Origin of the sequence: Streptomyces sp. CB02923, from assembly GCF_001905005.1 — a bacterium.
Lineage (GTDB): Bacteria > Actinomycetota > Actinomycetes > Streptomycetales > Streptomycetaceae > Streptomyces.
This window is the reverse complement of sequence record NZ_LWKZ01000008.1, coordinates 18,938-37,404: the sequence shown is the minus strand read 5'-3', so window position 1 is coordinate 37,404 and position 18,467 is coordinate 18,938. Positions and strand designations below refer to the sequence as shown.

Genomic DNA, 18,467 nt, shown 5'->3' with positions numbered 1-18,467 from the left:
CCCGGGGGCCAGCCGTAACGCCCCCGGGGCCCACGCTGTGGTTGCGCCGGCTATCCGTGCCCGCGCCGCTGGATCAGTGGACGTTCACCGTCGCCGGGCCGGAGGTCCTCTGGCGGACGGGGTGGTGGTCGTTCGGGCTGGTCAGGCCGTACACCACCGCGCGGTACTGCTGGACACCGCTGTGCGTGGCCTTGACGCGCGCGGTGACCTGCGCATCAGTGCCTGTGTCGACGACGGCGCCGCAGGTCAGCCGGTGCCACGCTTGCCCGCCGCTGCGGTTCTCCAGGCATATTTGCAGGTAGCTGGAAGCGTCGTCGTCCCCGTGGGCCGTGACCGTGAAGGTCTCGCCAGTCTGCGCCGAGTGCGGTGCCGTGATGTCCACACCGCCCTTGGCGAACGCCGGCGCGGCGGCCAGAGCCACCGAGGCCAGACCCAGCGCGCCGATCACGGCCACGCGGCCGCTCCGCGCCTTCATTCCGGTCTTCTTCATTTTGCTCATGGGCTTCCTTCGCGCATACGTATTTCTTGGTCGGTCTTCACGTTGGGAGGGTTTCGCTCAGAAGAGCGCTTGCCTGCCGTCGCCGACGCTACGTCCGGGCGCGGCCGGCCGGGGCTGTTCATATGCGGTCTACGTAGCGCATTACGCAAACACCGCCTAGTGAGGAGGTGTCTGCCCGTCTCCACGTACCAGCCGACCGGGCCGGCTGATGACCGGGTCGGCTGAGCGCTTCCCCGCACTGCGTTCGAAGAGTGCTACGGCCAGCGCCACGGCCCAGGACATGCTGCGGGCGGTAGGCGGCCGACGGGCCGACGCATCGGACGCAGTCGGGATCGCGGCCTCGCCTTCAGAGGGCGGCCCCGAATTACCGGATGTCGCCGAACATCCGGCCCTTGTCGCTTTCTGGAGCATCCAGGACGCGAAGAGCGTAATTCAGTGAGCGTTCCTCGGCGGCGAAATGCGTCTTCATGACGGACTTGATGGTGTTGATCTGCTGGAGCAGCTGCCGCGGTGATGACTGTGAAGAATCCAGGGCTGCTCTGAAGCTGTCGAGGAGGTCTGCCAGGACCTGGTGCTGGCGGGTCAGTTGTGTGATCGCCGGTGCCAGTTGTGGCACCTGCTTCAGCAGGACCGGAAAGAATTCTGCGTCCTCGCTCTTGTGGTGGGTCCCCAATGCGGAGCAGAAGTTGTAGCAAAAGTACCGAAGATCGGGGGAGAGGGACTCGATGCGCTTGCCGGAGCGGATGGCCCCTCGGGCCTCCTCCAGGGACTTCTCCAGGCGGTGATGAACGCTTTGTAATTCGAGGTGCCAGGCAAAGATACGGTCACGTGACATGGTGAGTTCCTCGTCCTAGGTCTCGGTTGTCAACCGGTGCTTCACTCCGTTGAGCCGCGTCGGCGGCTCCGAGCTTTCTCATCGTCGATCAACTCGGGGAGCTGTGCGTTGAGTTGCTCGTGCCAGGCGATTTCTGCTCGCAGCCGGACTGCCCGGTGCTGCATGGCGAGTGACTCCGCCAAGGACAGGTAGCGGGCGATTGCCTCGGCACGTGCCTCGTACTCGGTCAGCGTCGCCTTCAGTGACGTGATCCGGGCCTCGATGATGGCCGGCAGATGATCGAGATGGTCCGGGTCCAGGCGTGTGAGGACGAGGTCGAAAGGGTCGGGATGATGAGCGATCTCGCTGAGCCCGCTCAGCCGCAGCGTTGACAGGACCTGCGAGCCGGCATCGGTGATCCGCCAGACCTTGCGCTCCGGGTACGAGCCCACCTGCTCTCGCCGCGCCTCCTCGATCAGCCCCTCTGCCGCGAGGCGCTTGATGGCCCCGTAGAGCCCGCCGATCGTGATGTCGGTCCACTGGTCCAGGTGCTCCTCCTCGGACAGGTGTCGTAGCTGGTGGCCGTGCATGGGGCCACGTCCGGACAGTGCGCCGAGGATGAAGATGCGAATCGATGACACGAGACTATTCTCGCAAGAGTAGTTCTCGCCCACAAGCGTCCGGAACGGCCACGTCGTCGTGGGTGGGGCGTCGGGCTCAGGTCGTCGTGGGTGGGGCGTCGGGCTCAGGCGCAGTGCTGGTCCAACTGCAGCGCTCACCCGTCATCGTGGTCCGGTTTCTGTCGGGCGCCTGCGCGGTAGCCCGAACTCCTGGACGTAGAACCGCTGAAGGTTTGGAGGCCGACTCCGGCTGTGACAACTTCGCCGCGCCGCCCGGCGATCGGCCCAGCATGCGACCCGTCGGAGCCGAGGTCACAGCATGAGCCGGGGCTCGTATGTCGTATCTGTATCCTTCAATGCAATTCAACGGGGAAAGGACCCACCATGCCCGCCATGTCTGCCATGCCCGCTCCCAGTAGACGCACCCTGCTGACCGCCGCGACGGCCACCGCCGCGGCGCCCTTTCTCGCCGGGCTCGCGGCGCAGGACGCATACGCCGCGACGGCCGCCGCGAAGAAAGACAACTTTCTGACCAATACCGCCCTGTACGCGGACCCCTCGGTCGTCGAGGGCACGGACTACGCCCGCCGCTACCGCCGCCACGCGATGTTCGACGACGACCGCACCGAGCGCCACGGCTTCGCCAAGTCGGTGATCCTTGCCCTGCACGGTGGCGGCATCGAGATCGGCACCTCCGAGCTGTGCCTCGCCATCGCCGGGTACGACCCCGAGAGCCTCGCGCCCACCTCGCCCCAGGGCCCGGTCTACGACTACTGGATGTTCGAAGGCGTCCGTAAGAAGGACAACGGCTACCTCCACGTCACCTCCACCAACTGCGACGACCACGTCGCCCGCTCGCTGTGCGCCTCAAGTCTGAACGCCCTGAGCCTGCACGGCTGCAAGCCCGAGCAGGCCGACCTGCCGAGCGGCACCCCGGCCGTCCTCGTCGGCGGCCTCAACGCCACGCTGCGCTCGTACCTGCTCGCCGAGTTCAAGGCGGTGGGTATACGAGCCCAGGACGCCACCGGCATCTCCGACCTTTCCGGTACCGCCCCGGACAACATCGTCAACCGCACGATGCTCGGCAAGGGCGCCCAGCTGGAAATCACCACGCCTCTGCGTGAGTCGATGTTCCAGGTCAACACCCCTGACGGGCGCAAGAAGGATCAGACGCAGGTGTTCCGGGACTTCGTCGACGCCACCCGCGCCGCCCTCCAGCGCCTGGAAGCGGGCCAGAAGATCCTGTAAGCCCTGTAAGCCCTGTAAGCCCTGTAAGCCCTCGCGCGAGCCGCTACGGCCGGCCGGATGGTCCCCATTCCCTCTCCACCGGCCGCAGCCTCGCGGCGGGGCGTGGGCACTGTCCGGCACCGCGCTCATTGAACGGAGGGGAGCGCGCCCGAAGAGCGCCCTACCGATCCACCGTCTCCTCTCGACCGCGGAGGGACGCCAGAAAGCCGCCTATGGCGTCGGCGACCGCTTGGGGTGCCTCCAGAGGCAGCAGGTGCCCGGCGCCGGGGACGCTGGTCATGGTCGCGTGCGGAACGTAGGGCAGCAGGCACTCGCGAAGCACTTCGGGCGGCTCGACCTTGTCGCGTTCTCCCGCCAGCACGGTCACCGGGGTGTCGATGAGCTGGGCTTGCTCGGTGATGTCCTGCGCGATCCCGCGCAGCGGCCACTCCGTACGGGCGTCGGCCGGGGCGGCGAGGCTGTCCCGTATGACTGCGTCACGTACCCGCGGCGACAGGGCGACAGCCGTCAGAACGTGATCGAGGGCGTTTCCTACGGTCCCGGCCGAGTCGTAGGCGTGCGACAAGCCCTGCCGGTACTCCTCTGTGACGACCGCGGCCGGCAGCGCGGGAGCGGGTGCGATCAGCACCATCCCGGCCAGCCCGGCAGGACGGCGGGCCGCCACCAGTTGGCTGACCTTGCCGCCCATCGAGTGACCGACGAGAACGAAAGGTCCTGCGACGCACTCCTCGATCACCCGGAGGAGGTCGTCGGCGAGTTGGCCGAGGGCGTACGGCCCCGGAAGCTCACGCGACGTGCCCCACCCACGCTGGTCGAAGCGGACCGTCGCCTGCTCCGACGGCAGGCGACGGACAACCTCGTCCCACGTGCCCGCTGAGCCACCCCAGTAGTGCGTGAACACCAACGTGGGCCCGCTGCCCCGGCCCCCGACATACGCCTCCAGGCAGCCTCCCGCCAGGGTCACAGTCTTTGTGCTATTCGACATCTTCGCGCCTCTCCTCACTGCCGTGGCAGGTGGTCACCCCCGTGAGACACTCGCCCCGCCGCGGCATCACCGTGCATTTCGTACGTGAATGACGCTACGCGGCGAGACACGCTCCCCCTGTCGACAAGAGACTGACCTGTTGTGGAAAACGGACACACTGTCGTCCGGCAGCTGCGCTACCTCCCTGCTGTCGGCGCCGCCTACGGGGTGGAGGTCCTCAGCTTTGCCAGGCTGCGCAAGACGGACACCGAGCGACGCCGTGCCCAACTGCAACGCCCGGACTTCCACGTCCTCGCTCTGATCACCGAAGGAAGCGGTGCTCATGAAGCGGACTTCCGGCACCACCAGTTGCACGAAGGCAGCGTCGTGTGGATCAGGCCCGGTGTGGTGCACCGGTGGAGCGACGTGGATCGTCTCGACGGGTTCCTGATCCTGTTCCAGCCGGGCTTTCTGCCCGATCCCGGTCTGGAAACCGTGGGCGTCGCGGGCGCCGTCTCGACTGTCTGCCGGCGCTTGTCGTCCGAATCCTTTCCCCTGGCCGTGCTGGCCGCCGAACATCTCGACCGCGAGCACCGCACGGCAGCGCAATCGCCGCGCCTGGCATCGTCCGCACTGCTGTCCCACCTGCTGGCGGCACTGGTCCTGCGCGTCCTTCCCGACACATCCGCACCACCGCCCCACGCAACCGCAACCGGAACCGGAACCACAACTGCAACCTCAACCGGGAACCGGTCGCTCGAAATCTTCCATGCCTACCGCACCGCGGTCGAGGAGCACTTCGTCGAGTGGCATCAAGTCGCCGACTACGCACAGGAGATCGGTTACGACACACGCACACTCACCCGTGCTACGCGTGCCGTCACCGGAATCGGAGCCAAGGCCTTCCTCGACCAGCGCATCCTGCTCGAAGCGAAACGGCTGCTCGCCCACACCGGCCTGCCGGTCGGCAGTTGCGCACGCCGCCTCGGATTCCGCGACACCGGCAACTTCACCACCTTCTTCCGACGGCAGACCGGCCTCGCCCCCACCACGTGGGCCGCCGACCTTCAACCTCGCTAGAGCGCCATACGTGCCCGTTCCGGGTTCAGCGTGCGGACTCGTCGGCAGGCCGTCGCCCGATGGTGGCTCGTTGTTCGAGGGTGATGTCCACGCCATGGGCGCTGTGGTGGAAGGCAGGGGCGAAGCCGGCGCGGGTGAGGGCCTGTTCCTGGGATGCCGCAGTGCGGGTGGCGGCTTGGCGGGCGCCGGAGGAGAGATGGTTGCAGGTGATGTGCCATACGCGGGGCGCGTGGGCCAGGCGTTGTTGTAGGCGAGCTGGGTCGGTGGGCAGGTTGTCCAGGGCGCCGAGTGTGGCGGCCGTCTGGGCCGTACCCAGGTCGGGGCGGCCCGTGAAGGCCTCCTTGAAGGCGGTGGCGATCAGGCCGCACCGCGCGCCGCTGAAGAGGACGGCGTCGCCGGGGGCGTCGTGGATGCGCAGGGTTCTGATCACGGCGCGGGTGTCCCATGGGCGGCTGTCCTCCTGGCGGATGGACAGGTGGGACGCGGCGATGGGAACGGCCGTCAGGAGCACGAGCAGCAGCTGCTGGTACGGGGGGACGACGGTGGCGGCCAGCGCGAGCAGCAGGGCCAGAGCCGGCAGACAGAACAGCAGGTAGCGGTAGGCGAAGAGGGGGTGGCCGAGGGAGACGGCCATGAGGAGCCACGGAGGCACGACCAGCCAGGGCACGCCGACCGCGAGGGCCAGGGGCGGGGCCTTGCGGCGGCGCACCACGAGGAGGGTCAGGGCGGCGAGGGCAGTGAGGGTGAGCAGGAGTTTCAGTGCTGTGGGGAGGGTGCCCTGGCCGGGAGTGAGGAGCCAGGTGAAGTAGTTGAACGGTGTTCCGGCGGTGACCGGTGCGGCTTCGCCGACGGCGGAGCTCTGGGCGGAGGCGAGTATCAGCAGCGGGGCGACGGCGGCGAGGCCCGCAGCCAGGCTCGGCAGGAGACGTACGACGACGCGGCGGCCGGGGCGCAGGAGGGCCACGGTGACGGCGTGGGCGGCCAGCAGCATCAGTCCCAGCAGGTTGAACCAGCCCAGCAGGGCTATCAGTACGGCATAGGCGACCAGCCACCGCCCCCGCGAACGGCCGGACAAGATCTTCACCAGGACGCCCGTGGCCAGCACCGCCACCGCCATGACGAAGGCGAACGAGCGGGCCTCCTGCGCGTACCGCGACGCGGTCGGCAGAACGGCGAGCAGCAGCCCCGCGTACAGCCCGAGACGCGGACCGCCGAGCAGCCGCCCCAGCCACCCCAGACCGGCTGCCGCGACGGCCACCGCCACCGCGGAGGGCACCCGCGCCGTGAACTCGTTGAGCCCCCCGTTCGCCTGCCCGACCAGGTGCATCAGCACGTAATGGAGGCCGTGTACGGCGTCGACCTGCCCCAGCAACTCCCTCATCTGCGGCCAGGACCGCCGCGCCACATCAATGGTGACGATCTCGTCGGTCCACGCGGAGGGGTTCCAGTTCCCCCATATGCCCAGAGCGAGTGCGACGAACGGTGGCACCCACCCGGCCACGCGCACCCCCAGCGCACGGACGACGGACGCGCCGGGCATGACAGCCATGGCGGGGTGGGGCGAGGTGGCTGTCACGGTGATGCTTTCGTCGCCGGGAGGTGGAGGGTGAAGGTGGTGCCGGGGCGGGGGTGGTGGGTGTGGGCGGTGAGGGTGCCGTGGTGGCGGTGGGCGATGTCGCGGGCGATGGCCAGGCCCAGACCGCTGCCGCCGCTGCCGCGGGCATCGCTGGCGCTGTCGGCGTCGCCGCTGCCGTCGATGCCGCTGGTGTCGCGGGCGCGGGCCTCGTCGAGGCGGGTGAAGCGTTCGAAGACTCGTTCCAGGTCTTGGGGAGCGAGCGGGGCGCCGTCGTTGTGTACGGAGATGTCCCACCCGTGTTCGTAGGGGGAGACGGTGAGCGTGACGCGGTCGGTGGCGTGTCGGTGCGCGTTGTCGAGGAGGTTGCGCAGGAGTCGGTGGAGTTGGAGGGCGTCACCTCTTGCGGGCGCTTCCTCGGGGAAGGGGCCGAGGACGACCGGGCGACCGTGGTGGCCGTACTCGTGGGCGAGTTCATGGGCGATCTCGGCCAGGTCGACGACGTCCCGGGGCTCGGTCGAGTCGGGGCGGGCGAGGTAGAGGAGGTCGTCGGTGATGCGGCGGAGCCGGTCGGTGGCCTTGAGCGCGTCGTGGACGGCGTCGGTGAGGTGTTCGGGGTGGGCGAGGGCGACCTCAAGTTGCGTGTGCAGGGCCGTGAGGGGGGAGCGGAGTTCGTGGGAGGCGTCGGCGACGAATCGGCGTTGCCGTTCGGAGGCTTCTTCGAGGTGGTTCAAGGTGGTGTTCGTCGTCTCGGCCAGCGCGCGGATCCGGTCGCGGGCGACAGGGACCGGGACCCGTCGGTGCAGGTCGGTGGTGTCGGTGATGTCCGCCACCTGGGCGCGTACGGCCTCGACGGGTTTCAGGGACCGGCGGGTGGTGATCCAGGCGGTGGCCGCCACGATCAGTGCGGCAGCGGGGACGCCGGCCTTCAGGGGCGCATCGAGGGTGGCGACGGCGGCGTCAGCGTCGTCGGGCGGGACCAGGTGGTAGACGGTGCGTCGGCATCTTCCGGGCGCGTCGGCGGGGTCGGTGCAGCGCTGGTCGGGGAGGGTGTAGCGGGCGGCGACGGCGGTGAGGTCACGGTGGAGCAGGCGTTCGACGCGCTGGCGGGCCTGCGCCCGAACGGTCGCGTCGGCGGGATCGTCGCCCTGGGGGAGGGCGGGCTCCAGCTGGGCGCGCCACCTCTGCGCGAGACCGCGGGTCCGCTCGGCGCTGATGGCGACGGTACGGGTCCAGTTGGGTCCGGCGTCGGGCGGGGCGGGCGGCAGTAGTTCATCGAGACCGTCCAGGGCGACGGCGATGCCGAGGGCAGGGTGGATACGGCCACTGTCGTCGATCTCGACCTTGGGCCAGAAGCCCTGCTCGAAGACGTGACTCCGGTCCGTGGTCGCCTCCGTTGCCGCGGTGGTACGGGCTTGGACCGCGGCGAGGCGAGCGGTCTGTTCGAGGGTCTCGTCGTGGACATGGCCCCGCAGCCACCATGCGCCGGCCGTGAAGACGACGCAGGCGGCAAGCCCCGCGAGAAGCGCGGCCCGTGCCTCGGTCGGTACCCGCCGCAGCACCCCGGCCCGCGGCCGATGCGCCGCCGTACGGTCCGGGCGCCCCGGAGGAACGGCGCGCTCAGTCACCGGTGCTCCCGATGGGGGCGAGGCGGTAACCGTAGCCGCGGACGGTCTCGATCGAGCGTGTCCCATAAGGGGTGTCGATCTTGCGGCGGAGAGCGGAGACATAGACCTCGACGATCGAGGCGTCGCCGCGGAAGGCCGGGTCCCACACCTCGTCGAGGATCTCGCCCTTCGACAGCACCCGGCCCTCGGCGCGGATCAGCGCGGCGAGTACGCCGAACTGTTTGCCGGTGAGGTGGACGGCCGTGGCACCGCGTCCGGCCCGGCGGGTGGCCAGGTCGACCCACACATCCCCGTGGCTCAGCACGGGGGAGGTGCCGGTGCGGCCGCCGCGGCGCAGGAGGGCCCGCAGCCGGGAGAGGAGGACGACGTACGAAAACGGCTTGGTGAGATAGTCGTCGGCTCCGGTGTCCAGCCCCTCGGCCTCATCGTGCTCGCCGTCCTTCGCGGTCAGCATCAGTACGGGTGTGGTGACGCCGGCGGCCCGCAGCCGGCCGCACACGCCGTAGCCGTGGAGGCGGGGCAGCATGACGTCCAGGACGATGATGTCGTGGTCCCCGGCGAGCGCGAATGCCAGGCCGGTGACGCCGTCGGTGGCGACGTCCACGGAGTAACCCTCGGCGGTCAGGCCCCGCCGAATGGCGGGGCCGACCTGGGGATCGTCTTCGACGAGCAGAATGCGGTGCACGCCATTAAGCGTGTCACACCATTCGTCCGGGTTTCTTAAGAAAACTTCAGGCTCCCGACAGGGCCGGACGCCGACGTCGGATCTTCAGTTTTTCTTCGGGTCGGTGTGCGCAGAATGCGGTCGTCCAGCCCATCCGGCGCCGTGCCGGGAAGTCCCGTTATGCGTGCCGGTGCCGTTCCGCCGGTCATGCCGCAGCGGGAGGGAAGTCGGCCGGACCGGTGATGCCGCCCAGTCGGTGACACGCCGGTCGGCTGATGCGAACTCACGACGTTTCTGAAGGTCAGACGGCCCATGCACATGGTCTTTCTCATTCACAATGCCTACGGCATCGGCGGCACGATTCGGGCCACGTACAACCTCGCTTCGGTTCTGGCCGAGCAGCATGATGTGGAGATCGCCTCGGTTTTCCGGCATCGCGATGTCCCGGTCATGGATGTACCGGCGAAGGTGCGTCTGACGCATCTGGTGGATCTGCGTGCCGCGTCTGCCGATTTCGAGGGCGATGACCCCCGTCATGCGGAACCCGCCGGAATTTTCCCCCGCGCGGACGGACGGCACAGGCAGTACAGCCGTCTCACGGATTCCCGTATCGGCTCCTACCTGTCGCGGTCGGAGGCCGACGTGATCGTCGGGACCCGGCCTGGCCTCAACACGCACATCGCCCGCCAGGCACGCGCGGTCGGCATCCGCGTGGGGCAGGAGCATCTGACGTTCTCGGGGCATGGTTTCCGGCTGCGGCATGAGATACGTCATCGCTATCAGTTGCTGGACGCCATCACCACGGTGTCCGAGTCCGACGCCCGATCGTATCGGCAGCTCCATCTGCCCGGAGTACGGGTGGAGGCGATACCGAACAGTGTTCCCCGGGTTTCCGGCGAGCCCGCCGATGGCAGCGGAAAGGTCATCGTCGCAGCGGGACGGCTGATCCCGCTCAAGCGGTACGAGATCCTGATCAAGGCGTTCGCCGAAGTGGCCGAAGCGCACCCGGACTGGCACCTTCGGATCTTCGGCGAAGGTGACACCACGGGCAATGAGAGAGAATCCCTCACCAGTCTGATCGGTGAACTCGACCTGAGTCGCAAGGTGCATCTCATGGGAAAGGTCGACCCACTCGAACCGGAATGGATAAAAGGTTCGATCGCCGCCTCGGCTTCTGATCGCGAGTCGTTCGGCATGACCATCGTCGAGGCGATGCGGTGCGGTCTGCCCGTAGTCTCCACGGACTGCCCCGTCGGACCCCGTGAGATCATCGAGGACGGTGTGGACGGCTATCTGGTGCCGACCGGTCACGTCGGCGGCATGGCCGCGGCGCTGCTCGAACTTGTCGGCGACGACCGTCTGCGCCGACGCATGGGCGAGGCGGCGCTGAAGAACTCGGCCCGCTTCGACCCCTCGCTCATAGCCGAGCGGCATCAGGACCTCTATCAGGACCTGCTCCGGCGCGGACCCGGCCGCCGTTCGGTCGGCTTCCGACGGAAGGCCGGCTTCCAGGCACGCACCCGCGCCATCGATACGGCGCACGCTGTGCGCTCCATGACGCGTGCTGTGGCGAGCAAGCTCGGTGCTCCCTGAGCACGCCAAGCCCGGACACGGAACCGTCGAAATCGGTACCGCACCCGCCTGCCCTGCGCGGCTTCGGACTCCGCCCTCTCCCGGTAGCCCGGTCCGCGTACGCGAACGAATTCAGCCACCACACTCCCCGCCAGCCGAACCAGACCTCATCCCAGAGAGCAAATCCCCCTCCACGATGTTCCCTTGACCTTGCCGGAGTACGGAAGGCAAAGACCACCCCGGTTTCCGGTAGCGCCCCTTTTCGCCGCCTCCCGCACGATGAAACCGTGGCGAAAGGACCGGGAGCGCTGCGCAAGAGGCGCACTTTTCCGGACCGGCAAGGAGAACGGAAATGACAGCGACGAGGGCGGATACGACCCACCAGCCGAACGGGCCGCTGCCGCCCCCGGACACCGGGCAGGCTGCCCCGCGCTCCCTGATCCGGACGCGGCTCCGGGGCGCCTGCCTGATCATGCTGGCTCTCCTCCCGGCCGTGGCCTGCTACTTCACGTTCTCGGTGTGGCTGCCCACCGACGTCAGGCGATACCAGGACCACGTGGCGGCCGCGCCGTGCCCCGCCCACACGACGGCACGCCAGTGGGAGGACTGCCTGCGCGAGGTCCGTTTCACCGTCGACGCCACGGAGGTGCACGGCGGACGGAACTCCCGCTTCAAGGCGACCCTGTCCGGCGCGCCGGTCGGGAACGGTGTCCTGTCCTTCGGCGATTCCGGCCCGCTGCTGGAACTGCTCCGGCCGGGGGACCAGGTCACCGGCACCGTCTGGCGCGGCAACGTCATGGCGCTCAGCAGAGAGGGCGTACGGCAGCAGTCCTCCGACGAACCCCGCGACGAACCGCAGATGACAGCGGCCCTCGGCACCTTCGCGGGTCTCTTGGCGGCGCTGATGCTCGGCTCCGGTTCGGTGCGGCTGGTCCGGCCCCGTAGTCGCGAGATCTACGGCTGGCGCCCGTACGGCAGACCGCTGCTCATCGCCATGACGATCACGTGCCTTGCTGTGGGTTTCCCTGCCCTGCTGCTCGGCGCCCCGTGGTGGATCGTTCCCTCCCTCGCCGTACCGGTCGTCGCGTGCACGGCTTGGCTGCTCTACCGACACCGACGGCCGGCACCTGCCCTCGCGGTGTGACGACACCCATGGCGTCGCCCCGGAGCCGCCGCACCGCATCTCTTCAGTAGCCGGGCTCTGCACCGAAACCGGGATGCTGAACGCCCCATGGCGACGTAACATGCACGCTCAGCATGCGCCCATTACGGCTCCCCATGCGCGCATCTACCTACTACGCATCGCTGCTACGGCTGACGGAGTGAGAGGGCTCGATGGTTTTGGACACGGTCAGGACCTGGGTGGCGGGCTGGGCCATATCGCGGCGGACGCCGCCGCCCGTCGAGAAGCCCTGGGGGCTTTACGTCGCGGTGGGCGACAACTCCGACGAAGTGGGCCGCCATGTCCTGCCCGAGGTCGACGAGACGCTGGTCCGCAGCGCGGCTGCCTCGGTGACCGTGCCGCGGACCTGGCTGAAGATGCCCGCGGAACCGGAAGAGATCGAGCCCTGGCTGCTCCCGGGCTGGACGGTGGCCTACGAGGAGACCGGGCACCTGATGGCAACCGACCTCATGGCCACGAACCCGGTCGAGCCCGCGGGGTACACCGCGACCGTGGAGACCCGCGGATCCGTCATCTGTGTCCGAGTGCTGGACGTGGCGGGCGTGCAGGCGGCCAAGGGGCAGATGGCGTTGCTCGGCGAGGCCGCGGTCGCGGACCGGGTGGTGACGGAGCGAGCCCACCGACGGTGCGGGCTGGGGCAGTTCGTGATGCGTACGCTCGCCGACCGGGCCCTGGACGAGGGCGCCAACCTCGGCGTCCTCGGAGCGACCGACGCCGGGCACGCACTGTACGAGACGCTGGGCTGGAAGAAGCACGCGCCCCTGGCGGAGTGCGTCTACCGACCCTGAAGCCCGAAGCGTCAGCCGCACGAGGGCCGCCAACCCGGAACGCTGAGTCTCCGGCGTACCGACCGGCCACGATGCCGGAGCGGGAGTGAGCCGCTTCACACCAATACAATACAGAGCAGAGCTGTATTGTATTGGTGTGAAGATTGATGAAGACCCCGAGAGCCATCCCACCCCAGCCCCGGGTCCATCCCTGAAATCGCCCGGCCGGCCGCGCAGTCGGGAGGCGGACGAGGCAATCCTCGCGGCCGCGCTCGAACTGCTCATCGAGCGGGGCGTCGGCTGGGCCAGCATCGAGCAGGTGGCGCGCCGCGCCGGAGTCACCCGCGCCACCGTGTACCGGCGCTTCCCGACCCTGACCGACCTGCTGGTGAGCGCGGTCGAATGGGAATACCGGGACGTGGATCCCGGCTCGATGGACTGGCCGGACATCGACAGCATGGTCACGGCCTGGGCCGAGCACCTCGGAACGCCCCGCGCACGCAGGCTGATCCGCCGCCTCTACGGCACGGTCGACGACCTCCCCGAACTGCTGCACGCCTACCACAAGGCCCACGGCAGCCACCGCGGCCTCGCGGTGCGCACCACCCTGGAGCGGGCCCGCGCAGCCGGGCAGCTCCCCCCGCACAGCGACCCGGAAATCCTTCAGCACATGCTCAGCGGTGCGGCCCTGCAACACCTCGCCGCACACCCCGACACCACCGGCGCGCAGGAGGTCAAAACCTACTTCCTCGCCGTCCTGGAACAGGTCGGGCTGCACACCACCCCCGTACCCCGAAGGAGCACGGCACGATGACCGAGAACGCAGCGTGGCTCGGACGGGACGCCCGCAAGGCCCGCAAGGAGGGCATGCCCGCCGTCACGCGGCGGCAGCGCGAGCGGTTGGCCGACATGGTCACCCATGCCCGGACCGCCTCCCCGTACTACCGCGCCCTCTACCACGGCCTGCCCGAACGGGTGGAGGACCCGACCCTGCTGCCGGTCACCGACAAGAAGACACTGATGGGGCACTTCGACGACTGGGCCACCGACCGCGCCATCACCTACGAGAAGGTCCGCGCCTTCACCGACGATTCCGACCGGATCGGACAGCGGTTCCTCGGCAAGCACATGGTGGCCACCACCTCGGGCACCAGCGGCCGACGCGGCCTCTTCGTCCTCGACGACCGGTACATGGACGTGGGCGCCGCACTCACCTCCCGCGCGCTCGCCTCGTGGCTGGGCCCCGCCGGCCTCCTCCGGGCAGCCGCCCAGGGCGGTCGCTTCGCCCAACTCGTGGCCACCGGCGGGCACTACGTCGGTTTCGCCGCGTACTCCCGCACGCTCCTGGCGGGCGGATGGCGCAGCAAACTGCTCCGGGCACTCCCGGTGCACACACCGATGCCGCAGCTGGTGGCCGAACTCAACGACTACCGCCCCGCCTTCATCATCGGATACGCCAGCACGATCATGCTGCTCACCGCCGAGCAGGAAGCCGGCCGCCTGCGCATCAACCCGGTGCTCGTCCAGCCGGCCGGCGAGACGATGACCACGGACGACACCGACCGGATCGCCCGCGCCTTCCGCACCACGGTCCGCGCGATGTACAGCGCCACCGAGTGCACCTACCTCAGCCACAGCTGCGCCCACGGCTGGTACCACGTCAACAGCGACTGGGCCGTACTCGAACCGGTCGACGCCGACCACCGCCCCACCCCGCCCGGCCAGTTCTCGCACACCGTGCTGATCAGCAACCTCGCCAACCGCGTGCAGCCGTTCCTGCGCTACGACCTCGGCGACAGCGTCATGCTCCGGCCCGACCCGTGCCCGTGCGGCAACCCGCTCCCCGCAATCCGTGTGCAAGGGCGCTCAGGCGACATCCTCACCTTCCCCACCCGCAGCGCCGACCCCGTGCAGCTCGCCCCCCTGGCCTTCGGCACCCTCTTCGACCGCACCCCTGGAGTCGAGCTGTTCCAGGTCGAGCAGACCGCCCCCTCGACACTGCGCGTACGTCTCCTGCCGGCCGCCGGCGCCGACCCGGACCGCGTGTGGCAGACCGCCCACCTGGAGCTGACCCACCTCCTCGCCGACAACGAACTCGACCACGTCACGATCCAGCGCGCCGAGGAACCACCCCGCCAGGCGGCGGGCGGCAAGTACCGAACCGTCATCCCCTTCGACCCGTCGGACACCCGCCTCTGAGCAGCAGCGGTACGCGGCCGAGACTCTTTTCGCCGCGGACACAGTCGTCGCCGTACCCATCACGGTCACCTCGGCCCTGTCTCCACGGCTCGCCAACCGCGCCAAGGACTCGAAGGCCGAGGGCCGGCGGAGCAGGCTTCATATGGTGCCTGTTGCCCGGCGCTTCCTGCTGGTGTGGGTGCGGTCGGTGGTCCAGGCGAGCGCGGCGATGACGGGGAAGGCTGCCGCGGCGAGGGTGACCGTATGCCAGTTACCCACGTGGTAGGCGAGGGTGCCGAGTTGGGCGCCGATGGCGCCGCCGATGAAGAAGGTGGCGATGTAGACGCTGGTGATCCGGGCGCGGGCGTCTGCGTCGAGTTGGTAGATGGCGTGCTGTCCGAAGATCAGGGAGCACTGCACGGCGCAGTCCAGGAGGACTGCGGCGGCGGCGAGGACGAGGATCTGGTGGGCGGCCAGGCCGGCCCAGATGAGGGTGGCGGAGGCGAGCAGGCAGGTCACGGGGGTGAGCCGGTGGGCGAGCCCTCGGTCGGCGAGGCGGCCCGCGAGAGGGGCGACGAGCGCGCCGGCGGCGCCGACGAGGGCGAACAGGCCGACCTGGAGCTGGGAGTAGCGGTACGGCGCGGTGGTCAGGACGTAGGAGATGGTCGTCCAGAACGCACTGAAGGCGGCGAACATGCAGGCGTGGTAGAGGGACCGGCGGCGCAGCTGCGGGTGCACGCGGATCAGGCGGGCCGTGGAGCGCAGCAGCGCGGTGTAGGAATCGGTGCTGGTAGGGGCCCGGTGGGGCAGCGCGCGGCGCAGAACGAGGGCCAGGATCGCCATCAGGGCGGCGGAGACCAGGTAGACGGTGCGCCAGCCTGCGACGTCCGCGAGCAGGCTGCCGACGGTGCGGGAGAGCAGGATCCCGGCGAGCAGTCCGCTCATGACCTTGCCCACCATGGCGCCGCGCAGGTGATCGGGGGCGAGGTCGGCGGCGTAGGGGACGAGGATTTGTGCGACGACGGAGGTGGCCCCCGCGACGAGCGCGGCGATGAGCAGGACGGTGAAGGTGGGGGCGAGGCCGCCGGCAGCCATGGCCAGGGCCGTGACGGTGAGCAGGACGGAGACCAGACGGGAGTTCTCGATGCGGTCGCCGAGGGGGACCAGGAACACCATGCCGGCGGCGTAGCCGAGCTGGGTCAGGGTGATCAGCAGGCCGGCGGTCGAGTCCTGGAGCTGGAAGGCCCGGCGCAGCATCTCCAGGAGCGGCTGGGCGTAGTAGAGGTTGGCGACGGTCAGCCCGCAGGAAGTGGCCAGGAGTACGACCAGCCGGCCGGGCAGAGCCTGCTGTCGCGCGTTTGACTCCGGTGTGGCACGGGCGGCTGTGGGCACGGGCATGATCCATCTCCGTACGGACGTGTGGAGGGGCGGAAGCCGAGTCGACTCCACGGATCGGCCGGCCCAGGACCTGTGCCCCGGCCTGAAACGGAGACCTCGATCGCTCCAGCGAGCAGCCGACCGATATAGAATCAGGGTTCCATATTGAACTTCAGTTCAACGTAGAACGCGACGGGTAGCATGTCAAACATGAAGAACTCGGGCGACCCGCTGCCCCAGGGGATCGAAATCGGTGCACTGTCCAGGATCATTCGGCACCACTTCGCCGACCGGATCGAGCAGGTCATCCACCCTCTGGGACTCACCCTCGGACAGTGGACGGTGCTGCGGGAGCTGAAGCGGACACCCGGCGCCTCCGCCTCGGAGCTCGCGCGCGCCGCGGTCCACACGCCGCAGGCCGTCAGCCGTCTCGTCCGGACCCTGCAGGAGGAGGGACTGGTGGAGCGCTCTCCGGCCCGGGGCCGGATGATGGACAACCATCTCACGGCCAAGGGGCACAAGGTGATGGATGAGACCTTCCTCCAGATCGAGGCCCGACTGGCTCCGGTACTGGAGAAGTTCGGCAGGGCCGACACCGAGGAGTTCCGCCGTCTGTCTCATCTCCTCATCGAAGCCCTGGAGGACCCGGCCTGAGCCAGACACCCGGTCCGTCAACACCGGTAGGGCCCAAGGCGCCGACAGTACGAACGACACCGCCATTGCTCTGGGCGTCGGCGTCGCCGCTCTCGGTGCGGCCGACCTGGTAAGCCTGGTCGTGGTACGCCGACACCGCCGCAACGGGTGACCCGGCCGTGACCATGACAGTGACAGTCCGCCGGGGCCGCCTTCGCGCACAGCGCCTGGCCGGCCTCGCAGCGGCCACCGCACTCGCCGCCTCCTTGGCGACCGGCTGCCCCTCCGGACCCTCTCCCTCAACTGGCGTGCCCACCCGCTGACCAGCTACGAGACTGCCCTGAACCTGATCTCGGCGACCATCACCTGCACGGAATTGCCGGTGACCGTCCGCCTGGACACCGGCAGCTACCTCACCGGAATCGAGATCAGCGAACAGCACATAGCCGCCCTCACGATCCGTCCCGACCGCTTCCACGGGGGGTGAAACTGCACCGTTCCGCCCCAGCTCGGGCCTGATCGAGTGCGGTGGCGCCGGGGAGGGCACCGGGCTTGCGAATGAGGGCTTCGAGGTAGTGGTCCAGTTCCGGGCGGGTGCCGGACTTCTCGATCAGCCGCTCGTGGCGGGCGACTTCCTCGCGGCTGTTGTAGACGACCAGCTCGGAGGCGTGCAGCTTCGCGCGGACCGTGCGGCCGATCAGCCGGACCGGGACCGAGTAGCGGTTGGTGCGGACGCAGATCTGGCTGTAGCGGTCGACCCGCGGGGTGAACAGCCAGCCCGTCTCGAACGGTTCGTCCGGCAGCACCGCGAGCAGCGGTTGCTCGGCGGCGAAGCACTGGCCCACGGTCCGTGGCCGGGACCGGATCCGGCGGACCTCGTCCTGCAGGTCCCACTGATCGATCATCTCGTTGAGCTTGGCGATCGTGGTGACGTCGGGGACGGGAACGGGGTGGTTGCGGCGGAACCAGCCGATCTGGCCTTCCACGCCGCCTTTCTCGTGGGCGCCGCGGATGCCGGGCTGGCGGTAGAGGGCGTTCAGACCGTAGTGGGAGCGGAACACAACCCAGCGTTCGGCTTCCACGCGCTGCCGGGAGAAGCCCAGGACTTGGGAGACCGTGGCCCTAAGGCTGTCGTAGCGGACTTTCCCGGTCGGCACCCCGCCTAGCGTGTTGAGAGCGTGGACGTGGCCCTCGAAGAACGCCTCCTGCCCGGAGGAGGTGAAAATCCGGTGGACCGCCTTCCCGGAGCAGGGCAGGCGGAACGCGAACAGGTAGCAGACCACCAACTCGCCGCCGAGCCGCACGGTCACGTCCCCGAAGTCGACCTCGGCCTGTGCCCCGGGCAGGTGGGTGTGCGTCTGCGGGACGAAGGCCTCAACCGGCCACCGGCCAGCCCCGACGCGGATCTCAGGTCGGCGGACAGTGACGTAGGCGCGGACCATCGGATAGGAGGTGTCGACGGCGCCGTGTTCGTCCAGGAGCCGCTCGAAGATGCGCTTCACCGTGTGCGGCTGCTTGCGCGGCGCTTCCAGATCAGCCCGGAGCATGTCGTCTGAGCAACACGTGCTCTCACTACTCACGAACAAAGCCAGCCTCAGCACCCGGCGTGGCGCAACGGGTTGCCGGGGTGGGGTTTGCGGTCTTGCGAATCGGCTGCTGGAGCGGTG

At 69.1% G+C, this 18,467-nt stretch carries 18 protein-coding genes; 9 read left to right on the top strand and 9 right to left on the bottom strand.

Going from position 1 to position 18,467, the window contains the following annotated elements; translation table 11 throughout:
• Positions 1–73: 73 nt before the first annotated feature.
• The 3 genes from A6A06_RS10665 to A6A06_RS10655 form a co-directional block, all read right to left on the bottom strand.
• A complete protein-coding gene (locus A6A06_RS10665) occupies positions 74–499 on the bottom strand; it encodes a hypothetical protein (protein WP_073760973.1) in 426 nt (141 codons plus the stop codon).
• A gap of 364 nt (positions 500–863) precedes the next feature.
• Positions 864–1,334: a hemerythrin domain-containing protein gene (locus A6A06_RS10660; RefSeq protein ID WP_073760972.1), complete on the bottom strand. Its 471-nt coding sequence runs from the start codon at positions 1,332–1,334 to the stop codon at positions 864–866.
• 41 nt (positions 1,335–1,375) lie between these two features.
• Positions 1,376–1,954, bottom strand: coding sequence for a helix-turn-helix transcriptional regulator (locus A6A06_RS10655; RefSeq protein ID WP_199930805.1), 579 nt, complete (start codon positions 1,952–1,954; stop codon positions 1,376–1,378).
• Between the two features lie 363 nt (positions 1,955–2,317).
• Here A6A06_RS10655 and A6A06_RS10650 point away from each other — a divergent pair, with 363 nt between their 5' ends.
• Positions 2,318–3,181: a poly-gamma-glutamate hydrolase family protein gene (locus tag A6A06_RS10650; protein WP_242440670.1), complete on the top strand. Its 864-nt coding sequence runs from the start codon at positions 2,318–2,320 to the stop codon at positions 3,179–3,181.
• A gap of 160 nt (positions 3,182–3,341) precedes the next feature.
• Here the strand turns inward: A6A06_RS10650 and A6A06_RS10645 are convergent, their stop codons facing one another.
• The gene (locus A6A06_RS10645) at positions 3,342–4,166 is read right to left on the bottom strand and encodes an alpha/beta fold hydrolase (RefSeq protein WP_073760970.1); all 825 of its coding nucleotides are present in this window, start codon (positions 4,164–4,166) and stop codon (positions 3,342–3,344) included.
• A gap of 141 nt (positions 4,167–4,307) precedes the next feature.
• Between A6A06_RS10645 and A6A06_RS10640 the strand changes: the two genes are divergently transcribed.
• Positions 4,308–5,225: an AraC family transcriptional regulator gene (locus A6A06_RS10640; protein WP_073760969.1), complete on the top strand. Its 918-nt coding sequence runs from the start codon at positions 4,308–4,310 to the stop codon at positions 5,223–5,225.
• Between the two features lie 25 nt (positions 5,226–5,250).
• Here A6A06_RS10640 and A6A06_RS10635 read toward each other — a convergent pair whose 3' ends face one another.
• Genes A6A06_RS10635 through A6A06_RS10625 form a run of 3 tightly spaced genes read right to left on the bottom strand, consistent with a single transcriptional unit; the run spans position 5,251 to position 9,111 of the window.
• Complete coding sequence (locus A6A06_RS10635; protein ID WP_073760968.1) at positions 5,251–6,801, bottom strand: glycosyltransferase family 39 protein; 1,551 nt, start codon at positions 6,799–6,801, stop codon at positions 5,251–5,253.
• On the bottom strand, positions 6,798–8,426 hold the full coding sequence (locus A6A06_RS43495; RefSeq protein WP_199930804.1) for a sensor histidine kinase: 1,629 nt from the start codon (positions 8,424–8,426) through the stop codon (positions 6,798–6,800). The genes A6A06_RS10635 and A6A06_RS43495 overlap by 4 nt, the downstream gene beginning before the upstream one ends.
• Entirely contained in the window at positions 8,419–9,111 is a 693-nt protein-coding gene (locus tag A6A06_RS10625) for a response regulator transcription factor (protein ID WP_073760966.1), read from the bottom strand. The genes A6A06_RS43495 and A6A06_RS10625 overlap by 8 nt, the downstream gene beginning before the upstream one ends.
• 291 nt (positions 9,112–9,402) lie before the next feature.
• On the opposite strand from A6A06_RS10625, the gene A6A06_RS10620 reads away from it, so the two are divergent.
• The 5 genes from A6A06_RS10620 to A6A06_RS10600 all read left to right on the top strand — a co-directional run bounded on the left by A6A06_RS10620 (position 9,403) and on the right by A6A06_RS10600 (position 14,811).
• Positions 9,403–10,683, top strand: a complete 1,281-nt coding sequence (locus tag A6A06_RS10620; RefSeq protein WP_073760965.1) for a glycosyltransferase family 4 protein — start codon at positions 9,403–9,405, stop codon at positions 10,681–10,683.
• A gap of 331 nt (positions 10,684–11,014) precedes the next feature.
• Positions 11,015–11,806, top strand: a complete 792-nt coding sequence (locus A6A06_RS10615; RefSeq protein WP_242440669.1) for a hypothetical protein — start codon at positions 11,015–11,017, stop codon at positions 11,804–11,806.
• A gap of 191 nt (positions 11,807–11,997) precedes the next feature.
• Entirely contained in the window at positions 11,998–12,633 is a 636-nt protein-coding gene (locus A6A06_RS10610) for a GNAT family N-acetyltransferase (RefSeq protein WP_073760964.1), read from the top strand.
• A gap of 136 nt (positions 12,634–12,769) precedes the next feature.
• Complete coding sequence (locus tag A6A06_RS43490) at positions 12,770–13,426, top strand: TetR/AcrR family transcriptional regulator (protein WP_199930803.1); 657 nt, start codon at positions 12,770–12,772, stop codon at positions 13,424–13,426.
• Positions 13,423–14,811 carry a phenylacetate--CoA ligase family protein gene (locus tag A6A06_RS10600; RefSeq protein WP_073760963.1) on the top strand — a complete coding sequence of 463 codons (1,389 nt, stop codon included), beginning with the start codon at positions 13,423–13,425 and terminating at the stop codon, positions 14,809–14,811. Before A6A06_RS43490 ends, A6A06_RS10600 begins: the two co-directional genes overlap by 4 nt.
• A gap of 138 nt (positions 14,812–14,949) precedes the next feature.
• Here the strand turns inward: A6A06_RS10600 and A6A06_RS10595 are convergent, their stop codons facing one another.
• Complete coding sequence (locus A6A06_RS10595) at positions 14,950–16,188, bottom strand: MFS transporter (protein ID WP_073760962.1); 1,239 nt, start codon at positions 16,186–16,188, stop codon at positions 14,950–14,952.
• 189 nt (positions 16,189–16,377) lie between these two features.
• Between A6A06_RS10595 and A6A06_RS10590 the strand changes: the two genes are divergently transcribed.
• Together A6A06_RS10590 and A6A06_RS10585 are read left to right on the top strand one after the other, a co-directional pair.
• On the top strand, positions 16,378–16,821 hold the full coding sequence (locus A6A06_RS10590) for a MarR family winged helix-turn-helix transcriptional regulator (protein WP_073760961.1): 444 nt from the start codon (positions 16,378–16,380) through the stop codon (positions 16,819–16,821).
• Between the two features lie 256 nt (positions 16,822–17,077).
• Positions 17,078–17,287 carry an ISAzo13-like element transposase-related protein gene (locus tag A6A06_RS10585; protein WP_079193933.1) on the top strand — a complete coding sequence of 70 codons (210 nt, stop codon included), beginning with the start codon at positions 17,078–17,080 and terminating at the stop codon, positions 17,285–17,287.
• On the opposite strand, the gene A6A06_RS10580 is transcribed toward A6A06_RS10585, so the two are convergent.
• Positions 17,253–18,347 carry a Mu transposase domain-containing protein gene (locus tag A6A06_RS10580; protein WP_242440668.1) on the bottom strand — a complete coding sequence of 365 codons (1,095 nt, stop codon included), beginning with the start codon at positions 18,345–18,347 and terminating at the stop codon, positions 17,253–17,255. The two genes, A6A06_RS10585 and A6A06_RS10580, sit on opposite strands and share 35 nt — an antisense overlap.
• Positions 18,348–18,467 lie beyond the last annotated feature (120 nt).